The organism is Streptomyces sp. NPDC000151 (genome assembly GCF_040301705.1).
Classification (GTDB): Bacteria; Actinomycetota; Actinomycetes; order Streptomycetales; family Streptomycetaceae; genus Streptomyces.
Genome location: NZ_JBEPFC010000046.1, coordinates 19,243 through 44,996 on the forward strand (window position 1 = coordinate 19,243; position 25,754 = coordinate 44,996).

Consider the following 25,754-nt stretch of genomic DNA (forward strand, 5'->3'; position numbering starts at 1 on the left):
CTGGAGCGGGTGACGGGAATCGAACCCGCGCTCTGAGCTTGGGAAGCTCATGTTCTACCATTAAACTACACCCGCGCAACCGCCTGATCTTGCACGGCGGTGCATCGTCGCACACTGTACCTCATCCCCGGCCTCCGGCGTATTCGACCGTGAGGCCTTTGTCATGTCCGGGTGTGGCGCGCGGGGGGTAAGTGGGTGCGGAGGGCGGGAGTTGAGGCGTACGGTGGGGACTCTTCCCCGGTTCGGAGTGCCGCTTGGGAGTGCGCCCAGTTCATCCCCTAATGTGGCTTTTGTTGTCCATGCGTTTGGGAGAGGGACTTGATGGAGCGCACCGTCGTCCGTTGTGCCGAAGGGCACGTGTTCAGCACCGCTTCGTTCCCGATGCAGACCACCGACCGGCTCGGCCCCGGTCGGCTGCTGCGGTGCCCGCGCTGTGCGCGGCTGCGCCACGCGGTCCCTGTACAGATGGAGAAGCGCTAGCGAGGGCGGTGAGGGCCCGGTTCCCGGAAGGGGGCCGGGCCCTCACGGCTGTCCGGGAGCGGTGCAGAGGCGGGGCGGGGGGCCGGGGCGGAAGCGGGATGCGGAGGCGGGAGTACCGGGCGCGTATCCTCGTGGCGTGCTTCTCTCAGACAAGGACATCCGGGCCGAGATCGACGCGGGCCGGGTGCGTATCGATCCCTACGACGAGTCGATGGTTCAGCCATCGAGTATTGATGTGCGCCTCGATCGGTACTTCCGAGTGTTCGAGAACCACCGGTACCCGCACATCGACCCTGCCGTCGAGCAGCACGACCTGACACGGGAGGTCGTGCCCGAGGGGGACGAGGCGTTCATCCTGCACCCGGGCGAGTTCGTGCTGGCGTCGACGTACGAGGTCATCTCGCTCCCCGACGACCTCGCGTCCCGGCTGGAGGGCAAGAGCTCGCTGGGACGGCTGGGGCTGCTGACGCACTCGACGGCCGGGTTCATCGACCCCGGGTTCAACGGGCACGTCACGCTGGAACTGAGCAATGTCGCGACGCTGCCGATAAAGCTGTGGCCGGGCATGAAGATCGGGCAGCTGTGCATGTTCCGGCTGACCTCGCCGGCCGAGTTTCCGTACGGGTCGGAGCGGTACGGCTCCCGCTACCAGGGCCAGCGCGGGCCGACGCCCTCGCGTTCGTACAAGAACTTCCACCGTACGCAGGTCTGAGGACCGTACGGCGGATGCGATGGGGAATCGCTAGAGGGCTGAGAGAGATACGTGACTGACGTGCGGGAAAATCTGACGTACGAGCGCTTCGGCACCGCCATCCGTGAGCTGGCGCAGTCGATCGCGGACGACGGGTACGAGCCCGACGTGGTGCTGAGCATCGCGCGTGGCGGCGTGTTCGTCGCCGGCGGCCTGGCGTACGCGCTGGACTGCAAGAACATCCACCTGGTGAATGTGGAGTTCTACACCGGTGTGGGCGAGACGCTGGAAATGCCCGTCATGCTGGCGCCGGTGCCGAACGCGATCGATTTCAGCGACAAGAAGGTGCTGATCGCCGACGATGTCGCGGACACCGGCAAGACGCTGAAGCTGGTGCACGACTTCTGTCAGGGGACCGTCGCCGAGGTGCGCAGCGCGGTGATCTACGAGAAGTCGCAGTCGCTGGTGAAGTGCGAGTACGTCTGGCAGCGCACGGACGACTGGATCAACTTCCCGTGGAGCGTCGAGCCGCCGGTCGTGCGACGCGAGGGTCAGGTTCTCGACGCCTGACGGTTCTCGACGCCAGAGGTGAACTTCCTTAGTCCGTGCGCCAGTTGGTGCGCGGGTGAAAACGGGCCAATCCTGTGCCGGGTGTTCCGCCGGTGTCTACCTACGAGTAGAACCGGCGGTAACAGCAGACCGGAGGGGAGGCCCAATGGTGCGTGCGAGACGAGGGCGGCGGCTGGTGACCGCGGCCGCCGCCGTGATGGTGCTGACCGGTGGTGTGACCGCCGCCGGTACGGGGACGAGCGTGGCGGCCCGGCCGTCGGCCGGGGCCACGGCCGCGGCGGCCACTGCGGACAGCAAGCCGCTGCCGCCCGAGCTGGAGAAGATCAGGGCCCAGGAGGCCACCGGGCTCTACGGTGACCCGGCCGAACGCCCGATGGGGCAGCGCAAGACCTCGCTGATCTCGCTGGGCGACAGCGAGATCTCGGGCGAGGGCGTCGGGACGTACGAGCCGGGCACGAACGGCCCGGACAACTGGTGCCACCGGTCGCCGGACGCGGCCGTCCACCGGACCGGCATCGCCGCGGACGTGACGTACAACGTGTCGTGCTCGGGCGCGTACACCGGGAACATCAAGGCCGGCGGCAGCAAGCAGTACGCCGATGAGCTGGTGCAGAGCGACAGCCTGGCGATCAAGGCCAGGAACACCCGGCTGAAGATGGTCGTGCTGGTGGCCGGGGCCAACGACGACCTGCAGTTCGGGCCGGTGATGACGGACTGCGTCACGCGCTGGCTGCTGCTGCAGGGGACCTGCGAGCCCAAGTACGCGCCGGGATGGCAGGCGCGGGTCGACGGGCTGGTGCCGAAGGTCGAGCAGACCGTCGGTGACCTGCGGACGGTGATGCGGGACGCCGGGTACGCGGACGGCGACTACCGGCTCGTGGTGATGGGATACCCGAGCCCGATCGGGCCGGACATCGAGGACAACCCGAATTACCCGGGAAAGCTGCCGGGCGGTTGCACCGGGTACACCTCCGACTCGGCGTGGGGGCGCAACGCGGCGGTCCCCGCCTTCGAGAAGGGGATGCGGAAGGCGGCCCGCGAGTCGGGCGCCGTGTACCTGGACACCTCGCGGCTCTTCCACGGGCACGAGGTGTGCATGGAGGACCCCTGGGCGCGCGGCCTGTACGTCGACGTCTCCCACCCCTTCCCGCCGGACGCCAACTCCGTACGCCAGTCCTTCCACCCGAACGCGCGCGGGCACGCCGCGTTCGCGTCCTGCCTCACCCAGCTCTACGCCTCCGGCCTGCGTGAGGCGTCCTGTGCGGACCCGGCGAGCACCGGGAAGCCCGAGCTGTACGCGGGGGCCTGGGACGACGCCTACCGGCCGCTGAAGAACGCCGGCACGGGAAGCTGTGTGGACGCGACCGGCGGCAGTTCGCGCAACGGCACGGCCGTCGGCGGCTGGGACTGCAAGGACCAGCGGAACCAGGGCTGGTGGTACGACAGCGGCCGGCGGTCGGTGCATGTGGAGCTGACGCAGGACCGGTGCCTGGACGTGCCCGGGGCGAAGTACGAGGCCGGGGCCGGAGTGGTGCTGTGGAACTGCTCGGACGCGGCCAATCAGCGGTTCGTGAAGGACGCGGGGTCGCAGACCATCCGGCCGGAGGCGGCCCGGGAGCTGTGCCTGACGCTGGCCTCGGCGACGGACGCGGTACGACTGCAGAAGTGTGACGGGTCGGGCGCGCAGCGTTTCACGTGAAACAGCCGCGTGAGCACGCGATGACACAGCGTTTCACGTGAAACAGCTTGAGATCAGCGCCAGTTGATATGCAGCAGGGCCCCGTTCCGTCCGGAACGGGGCCCTGCCTCAGGATGTGTCGCCGGCGTGGGCGGTGATGCCCGCTACAGCGTGCCCAGCTTCACCAGGGCGAGCAGGGCGACCAGTTGGATCGCGGAGGCGCCCAGCGCCTTGGGCCAGGGCAGGTCGTGCGACCTGCGGACCATGGTGGTGAAGAGGTAGGCGGCGGCGAGCCAGGTCATCCAGCCGAGGACCTGGACGAGCGTGCTGTCGCCGCCCAGGAACATCGCGAAGAGCAGTCGCGGCGCGTCCGTGATCGACATGATCAGCATGGACAGGCCGATGGTCGGCTGCCACGCGCCGTCGCCGCCGAGCTGCCGGGCGAGCGTGTGGGTCACCGCGCCCAGGATCAGCCCGCCGATGACGAACATCACGCCGGTGATCAGCACCCACGGGATGCTCTGGGAGAGCGTGGCATTGAGCACGTCCTCGCGGGCGGCGTCGAAGCCGAAGACCGCGAGCAGGCCGTAGACGAAGGTCACGACGAGGGCCGGGCCCCACACCGCGTAGTCGCGCATCCGCCAGAAGGTCTGGTCGGGCTGCCGGACGATGCCGGTCAGCAGCTGCTTCCACGGCAGGCGCGGAGCGGCGGGCGGGACCGCCGACTGGCCGGCGTGGTACGTACTGCCACCGCTGTACTGGCCGTTGTCGTACTGGCCACCGCCGTACTGGTCGTCCCCGTACGCGTCCGGCGCGTCGCCCAGACTGAACTGCTGGGTGTGGCCCGGTGCGTCCGCGCGGGCGTTGCCGCCGCCGTAGGGCGGCTGCTGCGGGGCGTGCCCCGGGTCGCCGAAGTACTCGGGCTCGCCGTGCGGGCCGGCGCCCTGAGCGCCGCCGTGGGGAGCCTGCTGCTGCCACTGTCCCTGTGCGGGGGGCGGCGCCTGCCGGCCGTACGGCGCCTGCTGCTGACCGTACGGCGCCGGTGCTCCGTACGGAGCAGGCCGACCGTGCGGAGCCTGCTGACCGTACGGGGCCTGGCCCTGCTGCCCCTGCTGCGCGGTGCGGGAGTTCCGTCCGCGACCCATCCTGAATCCAGCCACGCTTCGAACGTACCTGGTCCCGGCGGGTCGCAGGCGGGAGAGAGCGGACAGGACGGGCATTGCTGCCGACCTGTGACATCCCCTAGGGGAATCCCGGCGGGGCGGCCGCGGGCCGCGCGCAGGGGCCGAGCGGGGTCCGGAGTCAGCCCGTGAGGACGGCGCCGAACTGCGGCCGGCCGGTGGTCGGTACGCCCACCGCGCCCGGCGTCACCGAGCGGGCGCCGGCGGTGCCGATGCGGGTGCCGTCGGACGGCAGCGAGACGACCGCGCCGTTGCCGTCGTTCTCGTAGCTCGCGCCCACGGACAGGTCGGCCTTGCCGTCGCCGTTGATGTCGGAGAGGAAGACCTCGGTGCCGAAGAGGTCATTGTCCTCGGACGCGCCGGGCACACCCGGGGTGTCCTGATGGAAGTACTGGACGCCATGGGTGGTGTCGATGCCGGACGCGGAGCCGCGCAGCACGGTCACCGAGCCGGTGTCCGTGACGCCGTCGATGTCCTCGCCCGCCGCACCGATCGCCAGGTCCTGCCGGCCGTCGCCGTCGATATCGCCGAGGGAGACCTCGTAACCGAAGCTGTCGCCGTTCTCGGAGCCGCCCGGGACCGCGCCGGACTCCTGGGTGATGGTGTCCATCCGGCTGGTGGGGCCGCTCGCCGAGCCGTAGATGACGTTGACCTTGCCGCCCTTGGTGGTGCCGGGCGCGGGGCTGGCGTCCCAGTGCATGCCGGTGACCAGGTCGCCGTAGCCGTCGCCGTCCGTGTCACCGATGGCGGTGATGAAGCCGGCGGGCAGCTTGCGCGCCGCGGAGCCGGACGGGCCGGCGGCCGAGCCGGGCAGGTAGTAGTTGGCGTTGTAGTAGTTCTCGCCGTCGTCCGCGGCGTTCTGATAGCCGTTGGCGACCAGGTCGGTGCGGCCGTCCGCGGTGACCTCGCCCGCGGTGAGCTGGAAGATGCCGGTGTCGGAGCCGCTGAGGATCGGCAGCGTGACCGCCGACTTCGACGCGGAGACGCCTGCCGAGGTGAAGCCGCCCTTGAAGACGCGCAGCGTCGCGGCGCTCGTACCGACGGCCAGGTCGCCCTTCTTGTCCCCGTCGAAGTCGCCCGCGGCGAGCGCCATGCCGAAGCGGTCGTGCTTGGTCGGGGCCGGGTCGGGGACCGTGGCGGCGCGCGATATGCCGCCGGCGGCGCCCCACAGGATCTGTACGGTGCCGCCGTCGGTGTCGCCCGAGACGTCCTCGTACGGGGCGGCGACGGCGAGGTCCGCGTACCCGTCGGAGTTGAAGTCGCCGGCCGAGACGGCCTCGCCGAACATGTCGTCGGTCTCCGCCGCACCCGGAACCCCGGCGGTGTTCTGGGTGAAGGTGGCGTGCCGGGCGGCGGACACGCCGTCGGCCGCGCCGTACAGGACGGTGACGGCGCCGGCGTTCCTGTGGCCCCCGACGGTGGCGGCGGGCGCGGCCACGGCGAGGTCGCGGTAGCCGTCGCCGTTGAAGTCGCCCTGCAGGCCGCCGGCGGCGGCCGCGGGGCCGGTGGAGAGGGTGAGCAGACCGCCGGTCAGGGCCACCGCCGCCGCAGTGGCCAGGGCCGTACGAAGGTGCTTGGGCACGCTGTTCTCCTGCTGCATGCGGGATGCGGGCGCATCCCGTCCGAATGAGTGCCGACCGCCGCGCGGCACCGGGCATTCGCCGGGGATTGGGCGGCAGTTGGGCGATCAGGAGACCTGCGAGAGGGCCGGAGGGTTGCATGCCGGACGTCTCCCGTCCGCGGGCCCCGGCGCACTCACTCGGCAAAGGCCGCCGTCACTCGGCGAAAGCCGCCGTGCTGAAGGAGACCGCGGGCCGCTCGGCGAAGCCCGACGCCGTTCCGCGGTGCACCGTGACCGCGTCCCGGCCGCCCGAGCGGGTGAGGAGGACCAGGTCGGCCCGCCCGTCGTGGTCGTAGTCGGCCAGCCGGAGCACCGCCGCGCGTGCGGCGGCGGGCATACCGGGGACCTTCGGCACGGCCTGCTCGCGGTCCGCGCGCAGGCCGGCGGCCGACCCCAGGAGGAGCACGGGGCGCGCCGCATCACCCGACACGACCAGGTCCGTACGGCCGTCGCCGGTCACGTCACCGGCGGCCACCGACCGCCCCGCCACCGGAACCGTGGCGCTCCGCGGGGCCGCCGTGCCGACGCCGTACCGGACGGCGAGCCGGTCGCCCCCGGCCACCACCGCGTCGGCCGCCGCCCCGCCGTCGAACCGCCCGAACGCCACGTCGTACCCGGCCGGCAGCGCGGCCCCCGCCGCGTCCGGCCCCCGCGCGCCGCCCAGCGCGAGCCGGCCCGGCGCGCGGCGGCCCGGCGCCCCGGACCGTACGAGCAGGTCGTCGGCGCCGTCCCCGTCCACGTCGACGGGCGCCGGCAGCCCGGCGAGCGCCGTGCCGGGGATGTCCAGCGGCGCGCCGGCTCCCTTCGGCGCGCCCGCGCGCGTGAACGGGCCGCGCAGGAAGCTCGCCCGCGGCCCGGACGCGGTGACCGCCAGGTCCTGCGCGCCGTCCCCGTCGAAGTCGCCGCAGACCGGCTGGTCGGGCCACTCGTTGCCGAATCTCGCGCGGTCGGGGATGCGCAGCTTCACGGCGCGCGCGGCGAGTCCTTCCGGGGAGCCGAAGAGGATCTGTACGGGGACGGGCGGGCGGCCCCGGCCGTCGTACGGCGGGTCGGTGCTGACGACCAGGTCGGTGAAGCCGTCGCCGTCCAGGTCGCAGGCGGCCTCTGCGTCGAAAACGGCCGGTACGACGCCGTCCGTGGGCGCCGCGTGCCGGGCCGGGGTGAGGAGCCGTCGTACGGCCGGGTCGAGGCCGTGATCGGAGCCGTAGACGATGCCGATACCGGGGTCGTCGTCGTGGCTGTCGTCGGTGTTGAGCAGCGTGTCGAGTACGAGGTCGGGGTGGCCGTCGCCGTTGAAGTCGTCGGCCTTCTCGCTGCCCTTGCCGTGCGGGACGGGCCGTACCGGAAGGCCGGACGCGGCGTGGTGGGCGGTCGTCCGCGCGCCGCCGCCCGCCGGGAGCATGCCGCAGCCGGCCGCCAGCAGTGCGCAGCACAGCCCGGCTCCCGCCGCGCGTGCCGTTCGTGATCCCCGGTACCGCACTTCGCCCCCCAGCGCCCCATCCGTATCCGGCGCCTCATGGTCGCACGGACATACGTCATGGGCCCGCACGTTCGTCCGGTTCCATCCGGTTCCGGACACAGGAGTACAGAGGGTTCCGGACACGGGCGCGCAGACGACGACGGCCGGCCCCGCGGGGTGCGGGACCGGCCGTCAACAGGACGTACAGCGGGTTACTTCACCGGCTCCGGCTCCGGCTCGTCCGCGGGCTCCGCCTCGCCGGCCGGGTCGGCCGGGGTCCTGACGGAGTCCAGCAGCAGCTGGGCCACGTCGACGACCTGGACGTTCTCGCTGACCTTGCCATCGTTCTTCTTGCCGTTGACCGAGTCGGTCAGCATGACGAGGCAGAAGGGGCAGGCGGTGGAGACGATGTCCGGGTTGAGGGACAGGGCCTCGTCGACGCGCTCGTTGTTGATGCGCTTGCCGATGCGCTCCTCCATCCACATGCGGGCGCCGCCGGCGCCGCAGCAGAAGCCGCGCTCCTTGTGGCGGTGCATCTCCTCGTTCCGCAGGCCCGGCACCTTGGCGATGATCTCGCGCGGCGGTGTGTAGACCTTGTTGTGGCGGCCCAGGTAGCAGGGGTCGTGGTAGGTGATCAGCCCCTCGACCGGGGTGACGGGGGTGAGGCGGCCCTCGTCGATGAGGTGCTGCAGCAGCTGCGTGTGGTGGATGACCTCGTACTCGCCGCCCAGCTGCGGGTACTCGTTCGCGATCGTGTTGAAGCAGTGCGGGCAGGTCGCGACGATCTTCTTCTTGGACTTCGGCTTCTTGGTCGACTCGTCCTCGTCGTCCTCGCCGAAGGCCGCGTTCAGCGTGGCGACGTTCTCCGCGCCCAGCTGCTGGAAGAGGAACTCGTTGCCCAGACGGCGCGGCGAGTCACCGGTGCACTTCTCGTCGCCGCCCATGATGGCGAAGTTGACGCCGGCGATGTGCAGCAGCTCCGCGAAGGCCTTGGTGGTCTTCTTGGCGCGGTCCTCCAGGGCACCGGCACAGCCGACCCAGTACAGGTAGTCGACCTCGGTGAGGTCTTCGACGTCCTTGCCGACGACGGGGACCTCGAAGTCGACCTCCTTGGTCCAGGCGAGGCGCTGCTTCTTGGCCAGGCCCCAGGGGTTGCCCTTCTTCTCCAGGTTCTTGAGCATCGTGCCCGCCTCGCTGGGGAAGCTGGACTCGATCATGACCTGGTAGCGGCGCATGTCGACGATGTGGTCGATGTGCTCGATGTCGACCGGGCACTGCTCCACGCAGGCGCCGCAGGTGGTGCAGGACCACAGCACGTCCGGGTCGATGACGCCGTTCTCTTCGAGGGTGCCGATCAGCGGGCGTTCGGCCTCTTCCAGAGCGGACTTGGGCACGTCGGCCAGCTGCTCGGCGGTCGCCTTCTCGTTGCCCTCGGCGTCCTTGCCGCCGCCGGCGAGGAGGTACGGCGCCTTGGCGTGCGCGTGGTCGCGCAGCGCCATGATCATGAGCTTGGGGGAGAGCGGCTTGCCGGTGTTCCACGCGGGGCACTGCGACTGGCAGCGGCCGCACTCGGTGCAGGTGGAGAAGTCCAGCAGGCCCTTCCAGGAGAAGTGCTCGATCTGGGAGACGCCGAACTGGTCGTCCTCGCCCGGGTCCTCGAAGTCGATCTCCTTGCCCTCGCTGGTCATCGGCTGCAGCGCGCCCAGCGCGACATCGCCGTCGGCCTCGCGCTTGAACCAGATGTTGGGGAAGGCCAGGAAGCGGTGCCACGCGACGCCCATGTCGGTCTTGAGCGCGACGGTGATCATCCAGATGAAGGACGTCGCGATCTTGATCATCGCGAAGAGGTACGTCAGGTTCTGCAGCGTGCCGACGCTCAGCCCCTTGAAGGCCGCGACCAGCGGGTATGAGGCGAAGTACGCGGCCTCGTAGTGCTCGACACCGTGCTGGGCGCCCTCCAGGGCGTGCAGCGTCACGATGCAGATGCCGACGATGAGGATGACGCCCTCGACGAAGTACGCCTGCCCGAAGTTGGAGCCGGAGAAGCGGGACTTGCGGCCCGCCTTGCCCGGCTTGCTCAGCTGCCGGATGACGATCAGTACGAGGATGCCGATCGTGGTCAAGGTGCCCATGCCCTCGACGAACATCTCCCACGGCAGCCAGCTGCCGATGACCGGCAGCAGCCAGTCGGCCTTGAAGAGCTGGCCGATGGCGTTGGCGATCGTCAGCAGCAGCGAGAAGAAGCCCACCGCGACGAACCAGTGCGCGACGCCGACGACGCCCCAGCGGTTCATCCTGGTGTGGCCGAGGAATTCCTTGACCACCGTGACGGTGCGCTGCGTGGGGTCATTGGTCCGTGAACCGGCGGGTACGGATTGTCCGAGCCGCATGTAGCGGTAGATCTGCACAATGGCGCGGCCGAACAGTGCGACGCCGACCGCGATTAGGACCAGCGACACGATGATCGCGGCGAGTTGCATGGGTGGCTCCTCGGGCCTGCGTGAGCGGGTTCTTCGGTGGTCTGTCGGTACTACTAAGCAGTAACTTAGTTAATCCCTCCGAGATTACCCACTATTCAAGCCCGGCTGTACCGGGTGCGGCGGTGATCTGCGTCGCTGAGGGTCGCCTAAGGGTGTCGTAAAGCCCGCCCCGCCCGTGCGTACGCGACACGCCGGAGATGCGGCGGCCGCCCGTGAGAGGGAGGGTGGGGGTGTCGATGACGTGCCCGTCGCACCCCGGGCGCTTCCCCTCCTGGTCTTCCGTGCCGCTGTGACCTGCGCAAACGCTGTGGTGCGCAGATCTTCGGCAGGAGAGTTGAGTGGCTATGGCTCAGGTCCTTTGACAGGGCCGGATCTCTGGTGCACCCTTGAGCCAGTTCCACTCAATGTCAGCTGGAGGAATCGAAATGGCACGTGCGGTCGGCATCGACCTGGGCACGACGAACTCCGTCGTCAGTGTTCTCGAAGGCGGTGAGCCCACCGTCATCACCAACGCCGAGGGCGCCAGGACCACGCCGTCCGTCGTCGCTTTCGCCAAGAACGGTGAAGTGCTCGTCGGCGAGGTCGCGAAGCGCCAGGCGGTCACGAACGTCGACAGGACCATCCGGTCGGTCAAGCGCCACATGGGCACCGACTGGTCGGTGGACGTCGACGACAAGAGCTTCAACCCGCAGCAGATCTCCGCGTTCATTCTGCAGAAGCTGAAGCGCGACGCGGAGTCCTACCTCGGCGAGAAGGTCGCGGACGCGGTCATCACCGTCCCGGCGTACTTCAACGACTCCGAGCGGCAGGCCACCAAGGAGGCCGGCGAGATCGCGGGCCTGAACGTCCTGCGCATCGTCAACGAGCCCACCTCCGCGGCGCTGGCGTACGGCCTGGACAAGGACGACCAGACCATCCTGGTCTTCGACCTCGGTGGCGGTACCTTCGACGTCTCGCTGCTGGAGATCGGCGACGGCGTCGTCGAGGTGAAGGCGACCAACGGCGACAACCAGCTCGGTGGTGACGACTGGGACCAGCGCGTCGTCGACTACCTGGTCAAGCAGTTCCAGAACGGCCACGGCGTCGACCTGGCCAAGGACAAGATGGCGCTCCAGCGCCTGCGCGAGGCCGCTGAGAAGGCGAAGATCGAGCTGTCGTCCTCCACCGAGACGACGATCAACCTTCCCTACATCACCGCCTCGGCCGAGGGCCCGCTGCACCTGGACGAGAAGCTCACGCGCTCGCAGTTCCAGCAGCTCACCAGCGACCTGCTCGACCGCTGCAAGACCCCGTTCCACAACGTCATCAAGGACGCCGGCATCGAGCTGTCCGAGATCGACCACGTGGTCCTGGTCGGCGGTTCGACCCGTATGCCGGCCGTCGCCGAGCTCGTCAAGGAGCTGACCGGCGGCAAGGACGCCAACAAGGGCGTCAACCCGGACGAGGTCGTCGCCATCGGCGCGTCGCTGCAGGCCGGTGTCCTCAAGGGTGAGGTCAAGGACGTCCTCCTGCTGGACGTCACCCCGCTGTCCCTCGGTATCGAGACCAAGGGCGGCATCATGACCAAGCTCATCGAGCGGAACACGACGATCCCGACCAAGCGTTCGGAGATCTTCACCACCGCCGAGGACAACCAGCCCTCCGTGCAGATCCAGGTCTACCAGGGCGAGCGCGAGATCGCGGCGTACAACAAGAAGCTCGGCATGTTCGAGCTGACCGGTCTGCCGCCGGCCCCGCGTGGCGTCCCGCAGATCGAGGTCTCCTTCGACATCGACGCCAACGGCATCATGCACGTGACCGCGAAGGACCTGGGCACGGGCAAGGAGCAGAAGATGACCGTCACCGGCGGCTCCTCGCTGCCGAAGGACGAGGTCGACCGCATGCGCGAGGAGGCCGAGCGCTACGCGGACGAGGACCACAAGCGCCGCGAGGCCGCCGAGACGCGCAACCAGGGCGAGCAGCTCGTCTACCAGACGGAGAAGTTCCTCAAGGACAACGAGGAGAAGGTCCCCGCCGAGGTGAAGACCGAGGTCGAGACCGCCGTCGGCGAGCTGAAGGAGAAGCTCAAGGGCGAGGACACGGCCGAGATCCGTACGGCCACCGAGAAGGTCGCCGCCGTCTCGCAGAAGCTGGGCCAGGCCATGTACGCCGACGCCCAGGGCGCGCAGGCCGCGGGCGGTGCCGAGGGTGCCGCCGACGGCGAGCAGGCCAAGGCCGAGGACGACGTCGTCGACGCCGAGATCGTGGACGACGAGAAGCCCAAGAAGGACGGTGCCGCGTGACGGAGGAGACCCCGGGCTTTGACGAGAAGCCTGACGTCCCCTCCGACGCCGCAGCCCCTGACGATGCGGCGCAGGGCGCCGGGTCCGCCGACAAGGCGGGCCCGGCCCCGGCCGGGGACGCGAATCAGGACGTCGGCCTGACGGCACAGCTGGACCAGGTGCGCACCGCGCTCAACGAGCGCACGGCGGACCTCCAGCGCCTGCAGGCCGAGTATCAGAACTACCGCCGGCGGGTGGAGCGGGACCGCGTGACGGTCAAGGAGATCGCCGCGGCGAACCTCCTGTCCGAGCTCCTGCCGGTCCTCGACGACATCGGCCGGGCTCGTGAACACGGCGAGCTGGTCGGCGGCTTCAAGTCGGTCGGCGAGTCGGTGGAGACGGTCGTGGCCAAGCTCGGCCTGCAGCAGTTCGGCAAGGAGGGCGAGCCTTTCGACCCGACGATCCACGAGGCGCTCATGCACTCGTACGCACCGGACGTCACGGAGACGACGTGCGTTGCGATCCTGCAGCCGGGGTATCGGATCGGCGAGCGAACGATTCGCCCCGCGCGGGTGGCGGTCGCCGAGCCCCAGCCGGGGGCCCAGGCCGCCAAGTCCGAGGAGCAGGCGCCGGACGAGGAGAGCGGTGGCCCGGACGAGGGCTGACGTGAGAAGCAGGACAGTACGGGAGGAGGGACGTCGGGGATGAGCACCAAGGACTTCGTCGAGAAGGACTACTACAAGGTTCTCGGCGTCCCGAAGGACGCCACCGACGCCGAGATCAAGAAGGCGTACCGCAAGCTCGCCCGGGAGAACCACCCGGACGCGAACAAGGGCGACACCAAGGCCGAGGCGCGCTTCAAGGAGATCTCCGAGGCGAACGACGTCCTGGGCGACCCCAAGCGCCGCAAGGAGTACGACGAGGCGCGGGCGCTGTTCGGCAACGGCGGCTTCCGTCCGGGTCCCGGCGGCGCCGGTGGCGGCAGCTTCAACTTCGACCTGGGTGACCTCTTCGGGGGCGCCCAGGGCGGAGCGGGCGCCGGCGGCTTCGGCGGCGGCCTCGGGGACGTCTTCGGCGGCCTGTTCAACAGGGGCGGCGGTGCGGGCACGCGTACGCAGCCCCGCCGCGGCCAGGACATCGAGTCCGAGGTGACGCTCAGCTTCACCGAGGCGGTGGACGGGGCCACGGTCCCGCTGCGGATGTCCAGCCCGGCGCCGTGCAAGGCGTGTTCCGGTACCGGCGACAAGAACGGCACCCCGCGGGTCTGCCCGACCTGTGTGGGTACGGGCCAGGTCAGCCGGGGCGCGGGCGGCGGCTTCTCGCTCACCGACCCGTGCGCCGACTGCAAGGGCCGCGGCCTGATCGCCGAGGACCCCTGCGAGGTGTGCAAGGGCAGCGGCCGCGCGACGAGTTCGCGCACGATGCAGGTGCGCATCCCCGCCGGCGTCTCCGACGGGCAGCGGATCCGGCTGCGCGGCAAGGGCGCCCCGGGCGAGCGCGGCGGGCCCAATGGCGATCTGTACGTCGTCGTGCACGTCGACACGCACCCGGTGTTCGGCCGCAAGGGCGACAACCTCACCGTCACCGTGCCGGTCACCTTCCCGGAGGCCGCGCTCGGCGGCGAAGTGAAGGTGCCGACCCTGGGCGGGCCGCCGGTCACCCTGAAGGTTCCGGCAGGCACGCCGAACGGCCGGACGATGCGTGCCCGCGGCAAGGGCGCGGCGCGCAAGGACGGCACCCGGGGCGACCTCCTGGTCACCATCGAGGTGGTCGTGCCCAAGGACCTCGGCGACAAGGCGCGCGAGTCGCTGGAGGCGTACCGCGAGGCGACCGCGGGTGAGGACCCGCGATCGGAGCTCTTCCAGGCCGCGAAGGGAGCTTGATGATGGACAGTCGGGGCGGGCGGCGCAGTCGTAACCCCTATGAACTGACCGACGAGTCACCGGTGTACGTCATCTCCGTCGCGGCTCAGCTCTCCGGCCTGCACCCGCAGACACTGCGCCAGTACGACCGGCTCGGCCTGGTCTCACCGGACCGTACGGCCGGGCGCGGTCGGCGCTACTCGGCCCGCGACATCGAGCTGCTCCGCCAGGTGCAGCAGCTGTCGCAGAACGAGGGCATCAACCTCGCCGGCATCAAGCGCATCATCGAACTGGAGAACCAGGTCGCGGCGCTCCAGCAGCGCGTCGCCGAGCTGCAGAGCGCGGTGGAGGGCGCCGCCGCCGCCATCCAGCAGCGGGAGGCGGCGGTGCACGCCAGCTACCGCCGTGACCTGGTCCCGTATCAGGACGTGCAGCAGACCAGCGCGCTGGTCGTGTGGCGCCCGAAGCGGACGTCCGAGTAACGCCCGCCGCCTCAGCGGCCGTTGTAACCGGCCGTGGGCATCGACAGCCGGCGGTGCACGTGGGACTTCATGGCCGAGGTGTAGACCGGCTCGGCGAGGTCGACGGTCTCCAGCCGGACGCCGGCCGCGGCGCAGCGGGCGGTGAAATCCTCGGCGGAGTCGACGGCGTTCTCCAGGGTGCGGCGGTTCGGTACGACGAAGACATCGACCAGGCCCGCCTCCACGTCCTGCCACAGGGCGCAGTGATCGGCGCGCAGGTGGTGCAGGCTCAGCCGCCAGATGAGGCGGTAGTCGCGGTCCGCGGCCCACTGCGAGCACATCTCGTGCTGGCCTCGGTCGTCGACCAGGAACGGATCGTCGTCCAGCTCGGACAGCGGCATCAAGCACGCGATCGCCGTCACTCGCACCGCATTCATCGTGCCCCCCGGGACCTGACGACTGTGGGGGTGACGATACCCCTGTGGACGGAGCGGGGGCGGCGGCACCCGTCGGCGCTCTCAGGCCCGCCCGAGCATCTTCGTCACCCGGATCTCGATGACCACGCGCTCGGGGTTGGGCCGCGGCGTCCGCTCGTACCGCACGGCGTACCGCTCCTCCGCGTCCCGCACCTCCGCCTCGGCCGTACGGACCGTCGCCAGCCCCTCCAGCGTCGCCCACCGCCGCCCCTGCAGCTGGCACACCGCGACGCGCGCGCCGCCGTCGCCCCTGGCCAGGACGTTGCGGACCTTGGTGCTGCCCTTGCTCGTGATGACCCGGGCCAGGCCCTGCTCGTGGTCGTACGTCACCCCCACCGGCACGACGTGCGGCGTCCCGTCCGGCCGCATCGTGGTCAGGGTGCACACATGCCGCTCCCGCCAGAAGGCGAGGTACTCGGGGTCGGGATTCCGCAGATCTTGAGCCATGTCCGCACTGTACGTCGGGCGTACTCGCAGGAGTGGGCGGCAGGTCAGGGGGAACCCCAAGGGGCGGTGGACGGGTAAAGGTCGGCGTTTTGGGCTTGAGTGGAATAGACTCAACTTATCGCATGTTGAGCTAGGCAGGATGGCCCCCGAGGGCCGTGTAGGTGCAGGCCAGAGGCATGAGGAGGAGCGCGAGCACGTGGACGCCGAGCTGACCAACAAGAGCCGGGAGGCGCTGAGCGCCGCCAATGAGCGGGCCGTGAGCGCGGGACACGCGGACATGACCGCGGCCCATCTGCTGCTCGCGCTGCTCGCCGGGCAGGACAACGAGAACATCACCGACCTGCTGGCCGCCGTCGGCGCGGACGCCGCGGCGCTGCGTGCCGGGGCCGAGCGGCGGGTCGCCGCGCTGCCCAGCATCCAGGGCTCGACGGTCGCCCCGCCGCAGCCCGACCGCGAGATGCTCGCGGTGATAGCGGACGCGGCGCAGCGCGCCAAGGAGCTGGGCGACGACTACATCTCCACCGAGCACCTGCTCATCGGCATCGCCGCGAAGGGCGGGGCCACCGGCCAGCTGCTGGACCAGCAGGGCGCCTCGGCCAAGAGGCTGCTGGACGCCTTCGAGAAGGCCCGGGGCGGGCAGCGGGTGACCAACGCCGACCCCGAGGGCACATACAAGGCGCTGGAGAAGTTCGGTACGGACTTCACCGCGGCCGCGCGCGAGGGCAAGCTCGACCCGGTCATCGGCCGGGACCAGGAGATCCGGCGCGTGGTGCAGGTCCTCTCGCGGCGTACGAAGAACAACCCCGTGCTGATCGGTGAGCCCGGCGTCGGCAAGACCGCCGTCGTGGAGGGGCTCGCGCAGCGCATCGTGAAGGGCGACGTGCCCGAGTCGCTGCGGGACAAGCGGCTGGTCGCGCTGGACCTCGGCGCGATGGTCGCGGGCGCGAAGTACCGCGGTGAGTTCGAGGAGCGGCTGAAGACCGTCCTGGCGGAGATCAAGTCCAGTGACGGGCAGATCATCACGTTCATCGACGAGCTGCACACGGTCGTGGGTGCCGGGGCAGGCGGCGACTCCGCGATGGACGCGGGGAACATGCTCAAGCCCATGCTGGCCCGCGGCGAGCTGCGGATGGTCGGCGCGACCACGCTGGACGAGTACCGCGAGCGGATCGAGAAGGACCCGGCGCTGGAGCGGCGCTTCCAGCAGGTGCTGGTCGCCGAGCCGACCGTGGAGGACACGGTCGCGATCCTGCGCGGCCTCAAGGGGCGCTACGAGGCGCACCACAAGGTCCAGATCGCGGACTCCGCGCTGGTCGCCGCCGCCACCCTCTCCGACCGGTACATCACCTCCCGCTTCCTGCCCGACAAGGCCATCGACCTGGTGGACGAGTCGGCGTCGCGGCTGCGCATGGAGATCGATTCGTCTCCGGTGGAGATCGATGAGCTGCAGCGGTCCGTCGACCGGCTGCGCATGGAGGAGCTGGCGCTCAAGAACGAGACCGACGCGGGCTCCGTGCAGCGCCTGGAGAAGCTGCGCAAGGACCTCGCGGACAAGGAAGAAGAGCTGCGCGGGCTGACCGCACGCTGGGAGAAGGAGAAGCAGGGCCTGAACCGCCTCGGCGAGCTGAAGGAGAAGCTCGACGAGCTGCGCGGCCAGGCCGAGCGCGCCCAGCGCGACGGCGACTTCGACACCGCGTCGAAGCTGCTGTACGGCGAGATCCCGGGCCTGGAGCGGGAGCTGGACGAGGCCGCGGCCGCCGAGGCCGAGCAGGAGGCGTCCAAGGAGTCGATGGTCAAGGAGGAGGTCGGCCCCGACGACATCGCCGACGTGGTCGCCTCCTGGACGGGCATCCCGGCGGGGCGGCTGCTGGAGGGCGAGACCCAGAAGCTGCTGCGCATGGAGGATGAGCTGGGCAAGCGGCTGATCGGGCAGACCGAGGCCGTGCGCGCGGTGTCGGACGCGGTGCGCCGTACGCGTGCCGGGATCGCCGACCCCGACCGCCCGACCGGCTCGTTCCTCTTCCTCGGCCCGACCGGCGTCGGCAAGACCGAGCTGGCCAAGGCGCTCGCCGACTTCCTCTTCGACGACGAGCGGGCGATGGTCCGCATCGACATGAGCGAGTACGGCGAGAAGCACTCCGTCGCCCGGCTGGTCGGCGCGCCTCCCGGCTACGTCGGGTACGAGGAGGGCGGCCAGCTGACCGAGGCCGTGCGCCGCCGCCCGTACAGCGTCGTGCTGCTGGACGAGGTGGAGAAGGCCCACCACGAGGTCTTCGACATCCTGCTCCAGGTGCTGGACGACGGACGGCTCACGGACGGCCAGGGCCGGACGGTGGACTTCCGCAACACCATCCTCATCCTGACCTCCAACCTCGGCTCGAACTTCCTGATGGACCCGCTGCTGAAGGAGGAGCAGAAGAAGGAGAAGGTACTGGAGACGGTCCGCTCCGCCTTCCGCCCGGAGTTCCTGAACCGGCTGGACGACACGGTGGTCTTCCACCCGCTCGGCACGGACCAGCTCCAGCGGATCGCGCGGATCCAGCTCGCCCACCTGCAGAAGCGGCTCGCCGACCGGCGGCTCACGCTGGACGTCTCCGACGCGGCGCTGACCTGGCTGGCCTGGCTCGGCCAGGAGCCGGTGATCGACAAGCCCGAGCAGTCGCAGCCGGACCTGTCCTACGGCGCCCGGCCGCTGCGTCGCCTCGTCCAGACCGCCATCGGCGACCAGCTCGCCCGGGCGATCCTGGCGGGCGACATCCGCGACGGCGACACCGTACGGGTGGACGTGGACGGCGACCACCTGTCGGTGACGGCGGAGCGGGAGCCGGCCGCGGTCTGACCCCGTCCTTCGCTGTACGCGCAGCTGCTGACCCGCCCCGTCCGCTTGCCAGGACGGGGCGGGTGTGGGGGAGGATGGCGGGGACCATACGAAGGGACTTCCACGGTGACTATCGACCCGTCCTCGATTCCGAATTTCGGGGGCCAGCCCGAACAGCAGCCGACCGGGCCTGAGGGGCCGATCGTGCCCGATCAGGACCTGGTCAAGCAGCTCCTTGACCAGATGGAGCTGAAGTACGTCGTCGACGACGAGGGCGACCTCGCCGCCCCGTGGGAGCAGTTCCGCACGTACTTCATGTTCCGCGGCGAGGAGGAGCAGCAGATCTTCTCCGTCCGGACGTTCTACGACCGCCCGCACGGCATCGAGCTCAAGTCGAAGCTGCTGGAGGCGATCGACGACTGGAACCGCCGCACCCTGTGGCCCAAGGCCTACACCCACACCCACGACGACGGCACGGTCCGTCTGATCGGTGAGGCATCGATGCTGGTCGGCACCGGCGTCTCGCTGGAGCACTTCGTCTCCAGCACGGTCAGCTGGATCCGCGCGTCCATCGAGTTCGACAAGTGGCTCGTCGAGCAGCTCGGCCTGGAGGCCGACATCGACGGTGACACGAAGAAGCCCGACGACGAGGCGTGAGCCCGTTACGACGGTTCTGCGGAAGGGCCCCGGAGCACAGCGCTCCGGGGCCCTTCCGTATGCGGGCGCGGCGTCCCGGCGGGGAACCGGGGACGCGGGGGCGCGGGACGTGGCGGGGCGACGCATCACGATTCGTGATCGGTGCCGGATCGGATTGCGTCTTGGACGGCCCCTGGGGCGGTGCTGGACTTGAGCCATCGAGGCCCCGCCCCTGAGACCCCGCCCTTGAGAACCTGCCCTTGAGAACCTGCCCTTGAGACAAGGAAGTTGTCCGTTGTCATGAAGACCGCAGTGGCGGGCAACCTCACCTCCCGCACCCTGCTCCGCAAGCGGCCCGTCAACCGGCTGCTGTGGACGGGGCACGGCTTCTTCTTCGCCGGCGCGCTGATGATGCTGGCCCTGGGGCTGAGCGGGGCAGGCAGGCCCTGGGGGCTGCTGGTGCTGGTCTTCATGCCGGTGATGACCTTCGGCAACGGCTTCCTGCTGCCGCTGTCGATGAGCGCGGGCGTGACGAGTTTCCGCTCGACCGCCGGCTCGGCCTCCGGGCTGATGGGCGCGCTCCAGTTGCTGGGCGCCTCGCTGGGAATCCTCCTTTCCAGCCGGCTGCCGGCCGGTGACCTCTTCGCGCTGGGATGGTTCGTCATCGGCGCCTCGGCGGTGGGCATCGCGGCCTTCGCGTTCTTCTTGTCTATGGCGGCGCGGCAGGCGGCGGCGACGGAATCCGCTGTCGTACCGGAGCCCGTTATGGAGCCCGTTACGGATGGCCGGGACGCCGATTTGCAGAAAGCTGCCGTCGGATAAATGAACGCGGCGGGGATCGCCCGCAGGAAAAGGGGGATCCTGTGGAACTGCGTCAGATTCAATACTTTTGCGGTGGCCGAGGAGCTGCATTTCGGCAGAGCGGCCGAACGACTGCACATAGGCCAGCCGGCGGTGAGCCAGTGCAGGTGCGCCAGCTGGAGCGCGAACTGCGCCCCCAGCTCTTCGACCGCTCCGGCCGCACCGTCTCCTCCCGCCGGATCGCGCTGCTGCCGCTCGACGGCGCGCCCGTCACCATCCGGATGTCCCTGGCACTGCGCGAGAACGCGGATCCGGAGCGTCGGGAATTGCTGGCGGTGGCCAGCGCGGAGCTCCGCAGGAGGATTGCGGGTGAAGAATCGGTGGTTGCTGGAGGATGAAAAGGTAAGCCCGGAGAGGGGGGTCCCGCTGAACGAAAAATGTGAATTCTCTTTTCGGTCCGCCGCATCGTCGCGGCCGGACCCGGCTCACAGCCGCTGGAGGCGTGACACCGCGTCCCGCAGGACCTCGTCCTTCTTGCAGAAAGCGAAGCGGACGAGGCTGCGGCCCGCCTCCTTGTCGTCGTAGAAGACGGAGTTCGGCACGGCGACCACGCCGCAGCGCTCGGGCAGCCCGAGGCAGAAGGCCAGGCCGTCCTTCTCGCCCAGGGCCGTGATGTCGGTGGTGACGAAGTACGTACCGCTCGGCCGGAAGACCTGGAAGCCGGCCTGCGCCAGCCCGTCGGACAGGATGTCCCGCTTGCGGCGCAGGCCCTCCCGCAGCCCGTGGAAGTAGCCGTCCGGCAGCGCGAGCGCCTCGGCGACCGCGTACTGGAAGGGGCCCGCCGAGACGTAGGTGAGGAACTGCTTGGCGGAGCGGACCGCGCCGACCAGCTCGGGCGTGCCGGTGATCCAGCCGACCTTCCACCCGGTGAAGGAGAACGTCTTGCCCGCGCTGCCGATGGTCACCGTGCGCTCGCGCATCCCGGGGAAGGACGCCATCGGCACGTGCTCACCCTCGAACACCAGGTGCTCGTAGACCTCGTCCGTGACGACGAGGAGGTCGCGCTCGCAGGCCAGTTCGGCGATGGCGGCCAGCTCGTCGCGGCTGAGCACCGTGCCGGTGGGGTTGTGCGGGGTGTTGAGGAGGATGAGGCGGGTGCGGTCGGTGACGGCGTCCCGCAGCTCGTCCAGGTCGAGGCGATAGCGTCCATATGCGGCTCCGCCGCGTGGAGCCTCCCCGGGAGAGGGGCGCAGAGTGACCGGCACGCGCTTGGCGCCGGCCAGCGCGATGCACGCGGCGTAGGAGTCGTAGTACGGCTCCAGCGCGATCACCTCGTCACCGGGCTCCAGCAGCGCCAGCAGCGACGCCGCGATGGCCTCGGTGGCGCCCGCGGTGACCAGTACTTCGGTGTCGGGGTCGTACGGCAGGCCGTACCAGTGCTGCTGGTGCGCGGCGACGGCGGTGCGCAGCTCGGGAATGCCGGGGCCGGGCGGGTACTGGTTGCCGTGGCCGTCGCGCAGGGCGCGCACCGCCGCCTCACGGACCTCTTCGGGGCCGTCGGTGTCGGGAAATCCCTGGCCGAGGTTGATGGCGCCGGTCCGTACGGCGAGCGCGGACATCTCCGCGAAGATCGTCGTACCGAATTCGGCCAGGCGGCGGTTGAGCAGCGGTCGTCCCATGGCCGCCATCCTGCGCCGAACCTCTGGAGTTCCTCAACTCCGCTTTGAGATCAACGAGGCCGGGCATCTGACCCGCACGCAAGAAAGCTTGCTCTGAAAAGCGGGCTCTGACGTAAGGAGTGCCTCGCTTCGGGGGAACGGAAGGAGCGTGAGGCAGTGAGTGGTTTTGTGATCTTCCTGGTGATATGCGGCGCGGTGGCGGCCGTGGTGTGGCTGGTGTCGCGCGCGGCGGCTAACGAGTCGCCCAGCGGCCGGATGCGGAAGGCGGCGCGCGGCGGCACGGTGTCCGGGGGCAGCTGGTGGGCCGGCGACGGGGGTTCGCCCAGCGGTCACCACCACGGCGGGCACCACGGGGGCGGACATCACGGGGGCTGCGGTGGCGGCTCGTCGTGCGGCGGTGGCTCGTCGTGTGGTGGCGGCGGCGGTGGCGGCTGCGGTGGCGGCGGGGGCTCCTGAGCGGAATTCCCGCGCGTCCCGCGCCCTCTGCGCGGCGGCACGGCGGTGAACATGCATACGGCCCATGCCTCTTCGCATATGCGCCCGGCGGTTCTCAACAACCGTCGGGCGCAAGCCTGTTGAACAACTGAACTGGGAGGCCCTCTGAGGGATGGAAACCCCACGAAGATGGGTAAAAAGGCTGTGGGCCCCGCGAGTTTCATGATTCCCTCTCTTGTGAGAATCCACCAGTTCTCGGACCCCACGTGGTCACGAGCCGGCAGCCGGTAAGTCGTATCCCTGGTCCTCCTCCGGGGCGGGCCGGCCCACCATCCACTGCGTGCTTGCGGAGCCGACCCATGCTCACCACCATCAAGACCGCCTACACCGACACCCGCGCGGCCGACCTGGCCTGGGCACTCGGCCGCGAGCCGCTGCCCGCCCTCGCCGTCCTCGACCTGCAACTGGAAGACGTCAAGGTCCAGTTGCGGCTGCTCGGCGCCTCGCATCAAGTGCTCCTGGAGGAGGAGCACGGGAGCTGCTCGGAGACCGTGGCGTGCATGCCCGGCAGCAGCACCCCGCTCCCCCTCGGCGTGGCGAAACGCATCGGCGACTGGGAGTACGAATTCGCCGCCCATGTGGAGACGCTCTCCCGCGGCTCGTTCGCGGGCCGGGCGCAGGAGTTGCTCGCACTGGTGGCCGAGCATCCGTACGGACTCGCCGGCACGTTCCCCGGCGCGCCGCACGCGTTCACCGCGATGCTTGCGCAACGGGAGAGCGGCCAGGTGCGCTGGCGCACCTGGCACGCCTACCCCCAGGAGGGCCGGCTGGTGGCGACCCGTACGCGCGTGGGAGTGCGGGCGGTGGCGGCGCTGTGAGCGGGCGCGCGGAAGCGGCCCGGCGTCGTCCCCGCGCGAAGCCAATGCGCTCTTGTGGGTGACGAGGCGCGACCGGGCCGTCACGTAGCGTTCGCAACATGATCGATCCGCCAGCGGCCCTCACCTCCGGCCCCCGCAAGCCGCCGGAGATCGTCAGGCCACCACGGCTGCCGGTGCCCGCCGGGCTCGGCCGGCTGCTCGTCCTCACGGTTGTCTTCCTCTGCGCCGCCTGCGGACTGGTGTACGAGCTGGAGCTGGTCGCCCTCTCCTCCTACCTGGTGGGCGACTCCGTGACGCAGGCGTCCGTCGTGCTCTCCGTCATGGTCTTCGCGATGGGCGTCGGCTCGCTGCTGGCCAAGCGGCTGCGCTGCCGGGCCGCGGTCGGCTTCGGCGCGGTCGAGGCGGCGCTGGCTCTGGTCGGCGGGGTCTCGGCGATGGCGCTGTACGCGTGCTTCGCGTGGCTCGGCCAGTCCCGGCCCGCGCTCGTCGGCTTCTCGCTGGTGATCGGCGTGCTCATCGGCGCCGAGGTCCCGCTGCTGATGACGCTCATCCAGCGCGTCCGCAACCAGGACGCGGGCGGCGCGGTCGCCGACCTCTTCGCGGCGGACTACGTGGGCGCCCTGGTCGGCGGCCTCGCCTTCCCCTTCCTGCTGCTGCCGCTGCTCGGACAGCTGACGGGCGCGCTGGTCACGGGCGGGGTGAACGCGGTGGCGGGCGGCGCCCTCGTCCTCGGCCTGTTCCGCCGCGACCTCTCCATACGGGCACGCCGGTCACTGCTGGCGGCCAACGCGCTCGTCCTCGTGGTCCTCGTGGCGTGCACGGTGCTGGCAGGGCCCTTCGAGGCGGCCGCGCGCAAGGCGGTGTACGGCACGGAACCACGGGTCGCCGTGCAGACGGACGTACAGGAAGTCGTGCTGACCGGTGGCACGGGCGGCACGGGCGGTGCCGGGCGCGCGGGCCGGGGCGCCGGGCGTACGGGGGCGCCGCTCGCGCTGTATCTGGACGGCCGGCTGCGGGTCAGCGCGCGGGACGAGTTCCGCTACCACGAAGCGCTGGTCCACCCGGCGATGGCGGGCGGGCCGCACGGCCGGGTGCTGGTGCTCGGCGGCGGCGACGGGCTCGCCGTACGCGAGCTGCTGCGCTACCCCGACGTCGACTCCGTCACCGTCGTCGAGCGCGACAGCGGCCTGGTCCGGCTGGCCCGCACCGACCCCGGCCTCGCCCGGCTCAACCGCCGCTCGCTCGACGATCCGCGGGTCCGCGTGGTGACCGCCGACGCCTTCGACTGGCTGCGCCGGGACGCCCGGCGCGAGGTGCGCAGGGACGGCCCGTACGACGTGGTCCTCTCCGACCTGCCCGACCCCAACATCACCGCCGGCACCAAGTTCTACTCCCAGGAGTTCTACGGCCTCGCGGCCCGGGTGCTGGCCCGGGACGGGCGGCTCGCGGTGCACGCCGGGCCGCCGCGCGTCCGGCCGCGCAGCTTCTGGACGGTCGAGGCGACGCTGCGCGCCGCGGGCCTGCGCACCGTCCCGTACCGGATGCCGGGCCGCCCGCACGCCTTCTCGGGCGGGCCCGACCGGGGCGCGTCCGGCACCGGCCGCGCCGACCCGCGGACCGTCCGGTACTGGGGCTTCCTCCTGGCGGGCCGCAGCACGCCGCAGCTGGGGCTCCCGTCCGCCGCGCCGCCGCTGCGCTCCCTGACCCCCGCCCTGCTCCGTTCCGGCCACCGCGCGCTGGCCCGTACGCGCCTTCCCGGCCTCCCGCCGTCGACGCTCGTGCGGCCGCGGTACGGCGGGTGAGGCGGCGGGGCCGCGGCGGCCGGCGGGCATGGCCCGGACGGTGACGGTATGTGGAGAAAGTTGTGCGGGAGCGGGCACGGGGCGGGGCCCGCTGGGTAGGCTCCGATTCATGGAGCACGAGGTGTACGTTCCGTTTCCCGTCGGCACGGTGCGGCAGGCGCTCGCCGAGCCGGAGCGGCTGGCCCGTTGCGTCCCGGGCGCCCAGCTCGACGCGGACGCCGCTCCCGGAGTTCCGGAGGGCCGGCTGCGGCTGCGGATCGGCGGCTCCACCATCACTTACCGCGGGTCACTGCGGGTGACCCCGCGCGAGGGCGAGCCCGACGCCTTCGACGCCGCGGCGCACGGCACGGAGGTGCGCGGCGACGGCCTCGCCGAGCTGGACCTGACCGTCCGGGTGGCGCCCGACGCGGGCGGCAAGGGCACGACGCTGTCCTGTACCGCCGTCGTCCGTGCCGAGGGCCGGCTCGCGGACGCCTCGGACGAGGCGGCCCGCACGGCCGGCCGCCGCCTCCTGGAGCGCTTCGCCACGACCCTCACCGACGACCTGACGACGGCCCCGGTCGCGGGGCAGCAGGACGGGCCGGACGCGGCGGTGGGGGCGACCGCGGCGGTGGACGGCCTGTCGGTACTCACCGGGGGCGTGGCCGACGAGGACGGGGCGGACCTCGAAGAGGCGGGCCTGGAGGACGAGGCGCTGGACGAGGCGGGCCTGAAAGAGGCGGGCGCCGAGGACGACCCGGCCGATGTCATCGGCACGGACGACGACGAGGACGACACCGACGAGGTGGACGGCGCCGAGGACCTCGCGGAGATCTCGCCGCGGGCCGGGGTCTTCGAGACCGAGATCCCGCCGTCCTCGCTGGACCCGCTCGGCGAGGACGACCTCGGCATCCCGGCCGAGCCGCCCGCCGAGGCCGCGCACGCGCGCCGCACGATGATCGGCCGCAGCGCGGAGGAGGTGGACCACGCCCCGCCGCGCGGCCGCTACGCCCCCGTGCCCGCTCCCGAGACGTCCGCCGCCTCGGCCTCCCTCCGCTG

At 70.9% G+C, this 25,754-nt stretch carries 21 protein-coding genes, 1 tRNA gene and 1 pseudogene; 15 read left to right on the forward strand and 8 right to left on the reverse strand.

Annotation, left to right across the window (positions count from 1 at the left end):
* Nucleotide 1: 1 nt before the first annotated feature.
* Nucleotides 2-75 (reverse strand) — tRNA-Gly (locus ABT381_RS15780).
* A gap of 246 nt (nt 76-321) precedes the next feature.
* On the opposite strand from ABT381_RS15780, the gene ABT381_RS15785 reads away from it, so the two are divergent.
* From ABT381_RS15785 to ABT381_RS15800, 4 genes are all read left to right on the forward strand, one after another.
* Nucleotides 322-480, forward strand: coding sequence for a hypothetical protein (locus ABT381_RS15785; RefSeq protein WP_169746141.1), 159 nt, complete (start codon nt 322-324; stop codon nt 478-480).
* Nucleotides 481-616: 136 nt separating this feature from the next.
* Nucleotides 617-1,192, forward strand: coding sequence for a dCTP deaminase (dcd, locus tag ABT381_RS15790; protein WP_351593582.1), 576 nt, complete (start codon nt 617-619; stop codon nt 1,190-1,192).
* A gap of 51 nt (nt 1,193-1,243) precedes the next feature.
* Entirely contained in the window at nt 1,244-1,741 is a 498-nt protein-coding gene (locus ABT381_RS15795) for a phosphoribosyltransferase (RefSeq protein ID WP_351593585.1), read from the forward strand.
* Nucleotides 1,742-1,886: 145 nt separating this feature from the next.
* Nucleotides 1,887-3,440, forward strand: coding sequence for a ricin-type beta-trefoil lectin domain protein (locus ABT381_RS15800; RefSeq protein ID WP_351593588.1), 1,554 nt, complete (start codon nt 1,887-1,889; stop codon nt 3,438-3,440).
* Between the two features lie 143 nt (nt 3,441-3,583).
* Here the strand turns inward: ABT381_RS15800 and ABT381_RS15805 are convergent, their stop codons facing one another.
* The 4 genes from ABT381_RS15805 to ABT381_RS15820 form a co-directional block, all read right to left on the reverse strand.
* Nucleotides 3,584-4,564, reverse strand: a complete 981-nt coding sequence (locus ABT381_RS15805) for a Yip1 family protein (protein ID WP_351593635.1) — start codon at nt 4,562-4,564, stop codon at nt 3,584-3,586.
* A gap of 157 nt (nt 4,565-4,721) precedes the next feature.
* Nucleotides 4,722-6,182 (reverse strand): FG-GAP-like repeat-containing protein, encoded by a 1,461-nt coding sequence (locus tag ABT381_RS15810; protein WP_351593591.1) that lies wholly within the window; start codon nt 6,180-6,182, stop codon nt 4,722-4,724.
* Between the two features lie 193 nt (nt 6,183-6,375).
* Entirely contained in the window at nt 6,376-7,701 is a 1,326-nt protein-coding gene (locus tag ABT381_RS15815) for an FG-GAP repeat domain-containing protein (RefSeq protein WP_351593594.1), read from the reverse strand.
* Nucleotides 7,702-7,892: 191 nt separating this feature from the next.
* Entirely contained in the window at nt 7,893-10,160 is a 2,268-nt protein-coding gene (locus ABT381_RS15820) for a heterodisulfide reductase-related iron-sulfur binding cluster (protein WP_351593596.1), read from the reverse strand.
* A 425-nt stretch (nt 10,161-10,585) separates the two neighbouring features.
* On the opposite strand from ABT381_RS15820, the gene dnaK reads away from it, so the two are divergent.
* From dnaK to ABT381_RS15840, 4 genes are read left to right on the forward strand one after another with little or no spacing between them, the layout of a single operon-like run.
* The gene (gene dnaK, locus ABT381_RS15825) at nt 10,586-12,442 is read left to right on the forward strand and encodes a molecular chaperone DnaK (RefSeq protein ID WP_351593599.1); all 1,857 of its coding nucleotides are present in this window, start codon (nt 10,586-10,588) and stop codon (nt 12,440-12,442) included.
* Entirely contained in the window at nt 12,439-13,086 is a 648-nt protein-coding gene (gene grpE / locus ABT381_RS15830; protein WP_351593602.1) for a nucleotide exchange factor GrpE, read from the forward strand. The genes dnaK and grpE overlap by 4 nt, the downstream gene beginning before the upstream one ends.
* A 39-nt stretch (nt 13,087-13,125) precedes the next feature.
* Complete coding sequence (gene dnaJ, locus ABT381_RS15835; RefSeq protein WP_351593605.1) at nt 13,126-14,304, forward strand: molecular chaperone DnaJ; 1,179 nt, start codon at nt 13,126-13,128, stop codon at nt 14,302-14,304.
* Nucleotides 14,305-14,306: 2 nt separating this feature from the next.
* Nucleotides 14,307-14,765, forward strand: a complete 459-nt coding sequence (locus ABT381_RS15840; RefSeq protein WP_030259115.1) for a heat shock protein transcriptional repressor HspR — start codon at nt 14,307-14,309, stop codon at nt 14,763-14,765.
* A gap of 11 nt (nt 14,766-14,776) precedes the next feature.
* Here ABT381_RS15840 and ABT381_RS15845 read toward each other — a convergent pair whose 3' ends face one another.
* Both ABT381_RS15845 and ABT381_RS15850 read right to left on the reverse strand, forming a co-directional pair.
* Nucleotides 14,777-15,181 (reverse strand): hypothetical protein, encoded by a 405-nt coding sequence (locus tag ABT381_RS15845; RefSeq protein WP_351593608.1) that lies wholly within the window; start codon nt 15,179-15,181, stop codon nt 14,777-14,779.
* Between the two features lie 81 nt (nt 15,182-15,262).
* Entirely contained in the window at nt 15,263-15,667 is a 405-nt protein-coding gene (locus tag ABT381_RS15850; protein WP_351593611.1) for a PPOX class F420-dependent oxidoreductase, read from the reverse strand.
* A gap of 196 nt (nt 15,668-15,863) precedes the next feature.
* Between ABT381_RS15850 and clpB the strand changes: the two genes are divergently transcribed.
* The 4 genes and pseudogenes from clpB to ABT381_RS15870 form a co-directional block, all read left to right on the forward strand.
* On the forward strand, nt 15,864-18,506 hold the full coding sequence (clpB, locus tag ABT381_RS15855; RefSeq protein WP_351593614.1) for an ATP-dependent chaperone ClpB: 2,643 nt from the start codon (nt 15,864-15,866) through the stop codon (nt 18,504-18,506).
* A 105-nt stretch (nt 18,507-18,611) separates the two neighbouring features.
* Nucleotides 18,612-19,142, forward strand: coding sequence for a YbjN domain-containing protein (locus ABT381_RS15860; protein WP_351593616.1), 531 nt, complete (start codon nt 18,612-18,614; stop codon nt 19,140-19,142).
* A 279-nt stretch (nt 19,143-19,421) separates the two neighbouring features.
* A complete protein-coding gene (locus ABT381_RS15865) occupies nt 19,422-19,943 on the forward strand; it encodes an MFS transporter (protein WP_351593619.1) in 522 nt (173 codons plus the stop codon).
* Nucleotides 19,944-19,984: 41 nt separating this feature from the next.
* Nucleotides 19,985-20,149 (forward strand): annotated as a pseudogene (locus ABT381_RS15870) (LysR family transcriptional regulator); the annotation flags it as partial.
* Nucleotides 20,150-20,407: 258 nt separating this feature from the next.
* Here ABT381_RS15870 and ABT381_RS15875 read toward each other — a convergent pair.
* Nucleotides 20,408-21,601 (reverse strand): pyridoxal phosphate-dependent aminotransferase, encoded by a 1,194-nt coding sequence (locus ABT381_RS15875; protein WP_351593622.1) that lies wholly within the window; start codon nt 21,599-21,601, stop codon nt 20,408-20,410.
* Between the two features lie 794 nt (nt 21,602-22,395).
* Here ABT381_RS15875 and ABT381_RS15880 point away from each other — a divergent pair.
* The 3 genes from ABT381_RS15880 to ABT381_RS15890 all read left to right on the forward strand — a co-directional run.
* Nucleotides 22,396-22,914 (forward strand): DUF2617 family protein, encoded by a 519-nt coding sequence (locus ABT381_RS15880; protein WP_351593624.1) that lies wholly within the window; start codon nt 22,396-22,398, stop codon nt 22,912-22,914.
* 98 nt (nt 22,915-23,012) lie between these two features.
* Nucleotides 23,013-24,716 (forward strand): polyamine aminopropyltransferase, encoded by a 1,704-nt coding sequence (locus tag ABT381_RS15885; protein ID WP_351593627.1) that lies wholly within the window; start codon nt 23,013-23,015, stop codon nt 24,714-24,716.
* Nucleotides 24,717-24,825: 109 nt separating this feature from the next.
* On the forward strand, nt 24,826-25,754 hold a 929-nt coding region (locus ABT381_RS15890), incomplete at its 3' end, for an SRPBCC domain-containing protein (protein WP_351593630.1).

Coding starts and splice junctions, on each gene's coding strand:
- ABT381_RS15785 (WP_169746141.1), top strand. CDS start 322: ATGGAGCGCACCGTCGTCCGTTGTGCCGAAGGGCACGTGTTCAGCACC.
- ABT381_RS15800 (WP_351593588.1), top strand. CDS start 1,887: ATGGTGCGTGCGAGACGAGGGCGGCGGCTGGTGACCGCGGCCGCCGCC.
- ABT381_RS15805 (WP_351593635.1), bottom strand. CDS start 4,564: ATGGGTCGCGGACGGAACTCCCGCACCGCGCAGCAGGGGCAGCAGGGC.
- ABT381_RS15820 (WP_351593596.1), bottom strand. CDS start 10,160: ATGCAACTCGCCGCGATCATCGTGTCGCTGGTCCTAATCGCGGTCGGC.
- dnaK (WP_351593599.1), top strand. CDS start 10,586: ATGGCACGTGCGGTCGGCATCGACCTGGGCACGACGAACTCCGTCGTC.
- dnaJ (WP_351593605.1), top strand. CDS start 13,126: ATGAGCACCAAGGACTTCGTCGAGAAGGACTACTACAAGGTTCTCGGC.
- ABT381_RS15840 (WP_030259115.1), top strand. CDS start 14,307: ATGGACAGTCGGGGCGGGCGGCGCAGTCGTAACCCCTATGAACTGACC.
- ABT381_RS15845 (WP_351593608.1), bottom strand. CDS start 15,181: ATGAATGCGGTGCGAGTGACGGCGATCGCGTGCTTGATGCCGCTGTCC.
- ABT381_RS15850 (WP_351593611.1), bottom strand. CDS start 15,667: ATGGCTCAAGATCTGCGGAATCCCGACCCCGAGTACCTCGCCTTCTGG.
- ABT381_RS15865 (WP_351593619.1), top strand. CDS start 19,422: ATGAAGACCGCAGTGGCGGGCAACCTCACCTCCCGCACCCTGCTCCGC.
- ABT381_RS15875 (WP_351593622.1), bottom strand. CDS start 21,601: ATGGGACGACCGCTGCTCAACCGCCGCCTGGCCGAATTCGGTACGACG.
- ABT381_RS15880 (WP_351593624.1), top strand. CDS start 22,396: ATGCTCACCACCATCAAGACCGCCTACACCGACACCCGCGCGGCCGAC.
- ABT381_RS15885 (WP_351593627.1), top strand. CDS start 23,013: ATGATCGATCCGCCAGCGGCCCTCACCTCCGGCCCCCGCAAGCCGCCG.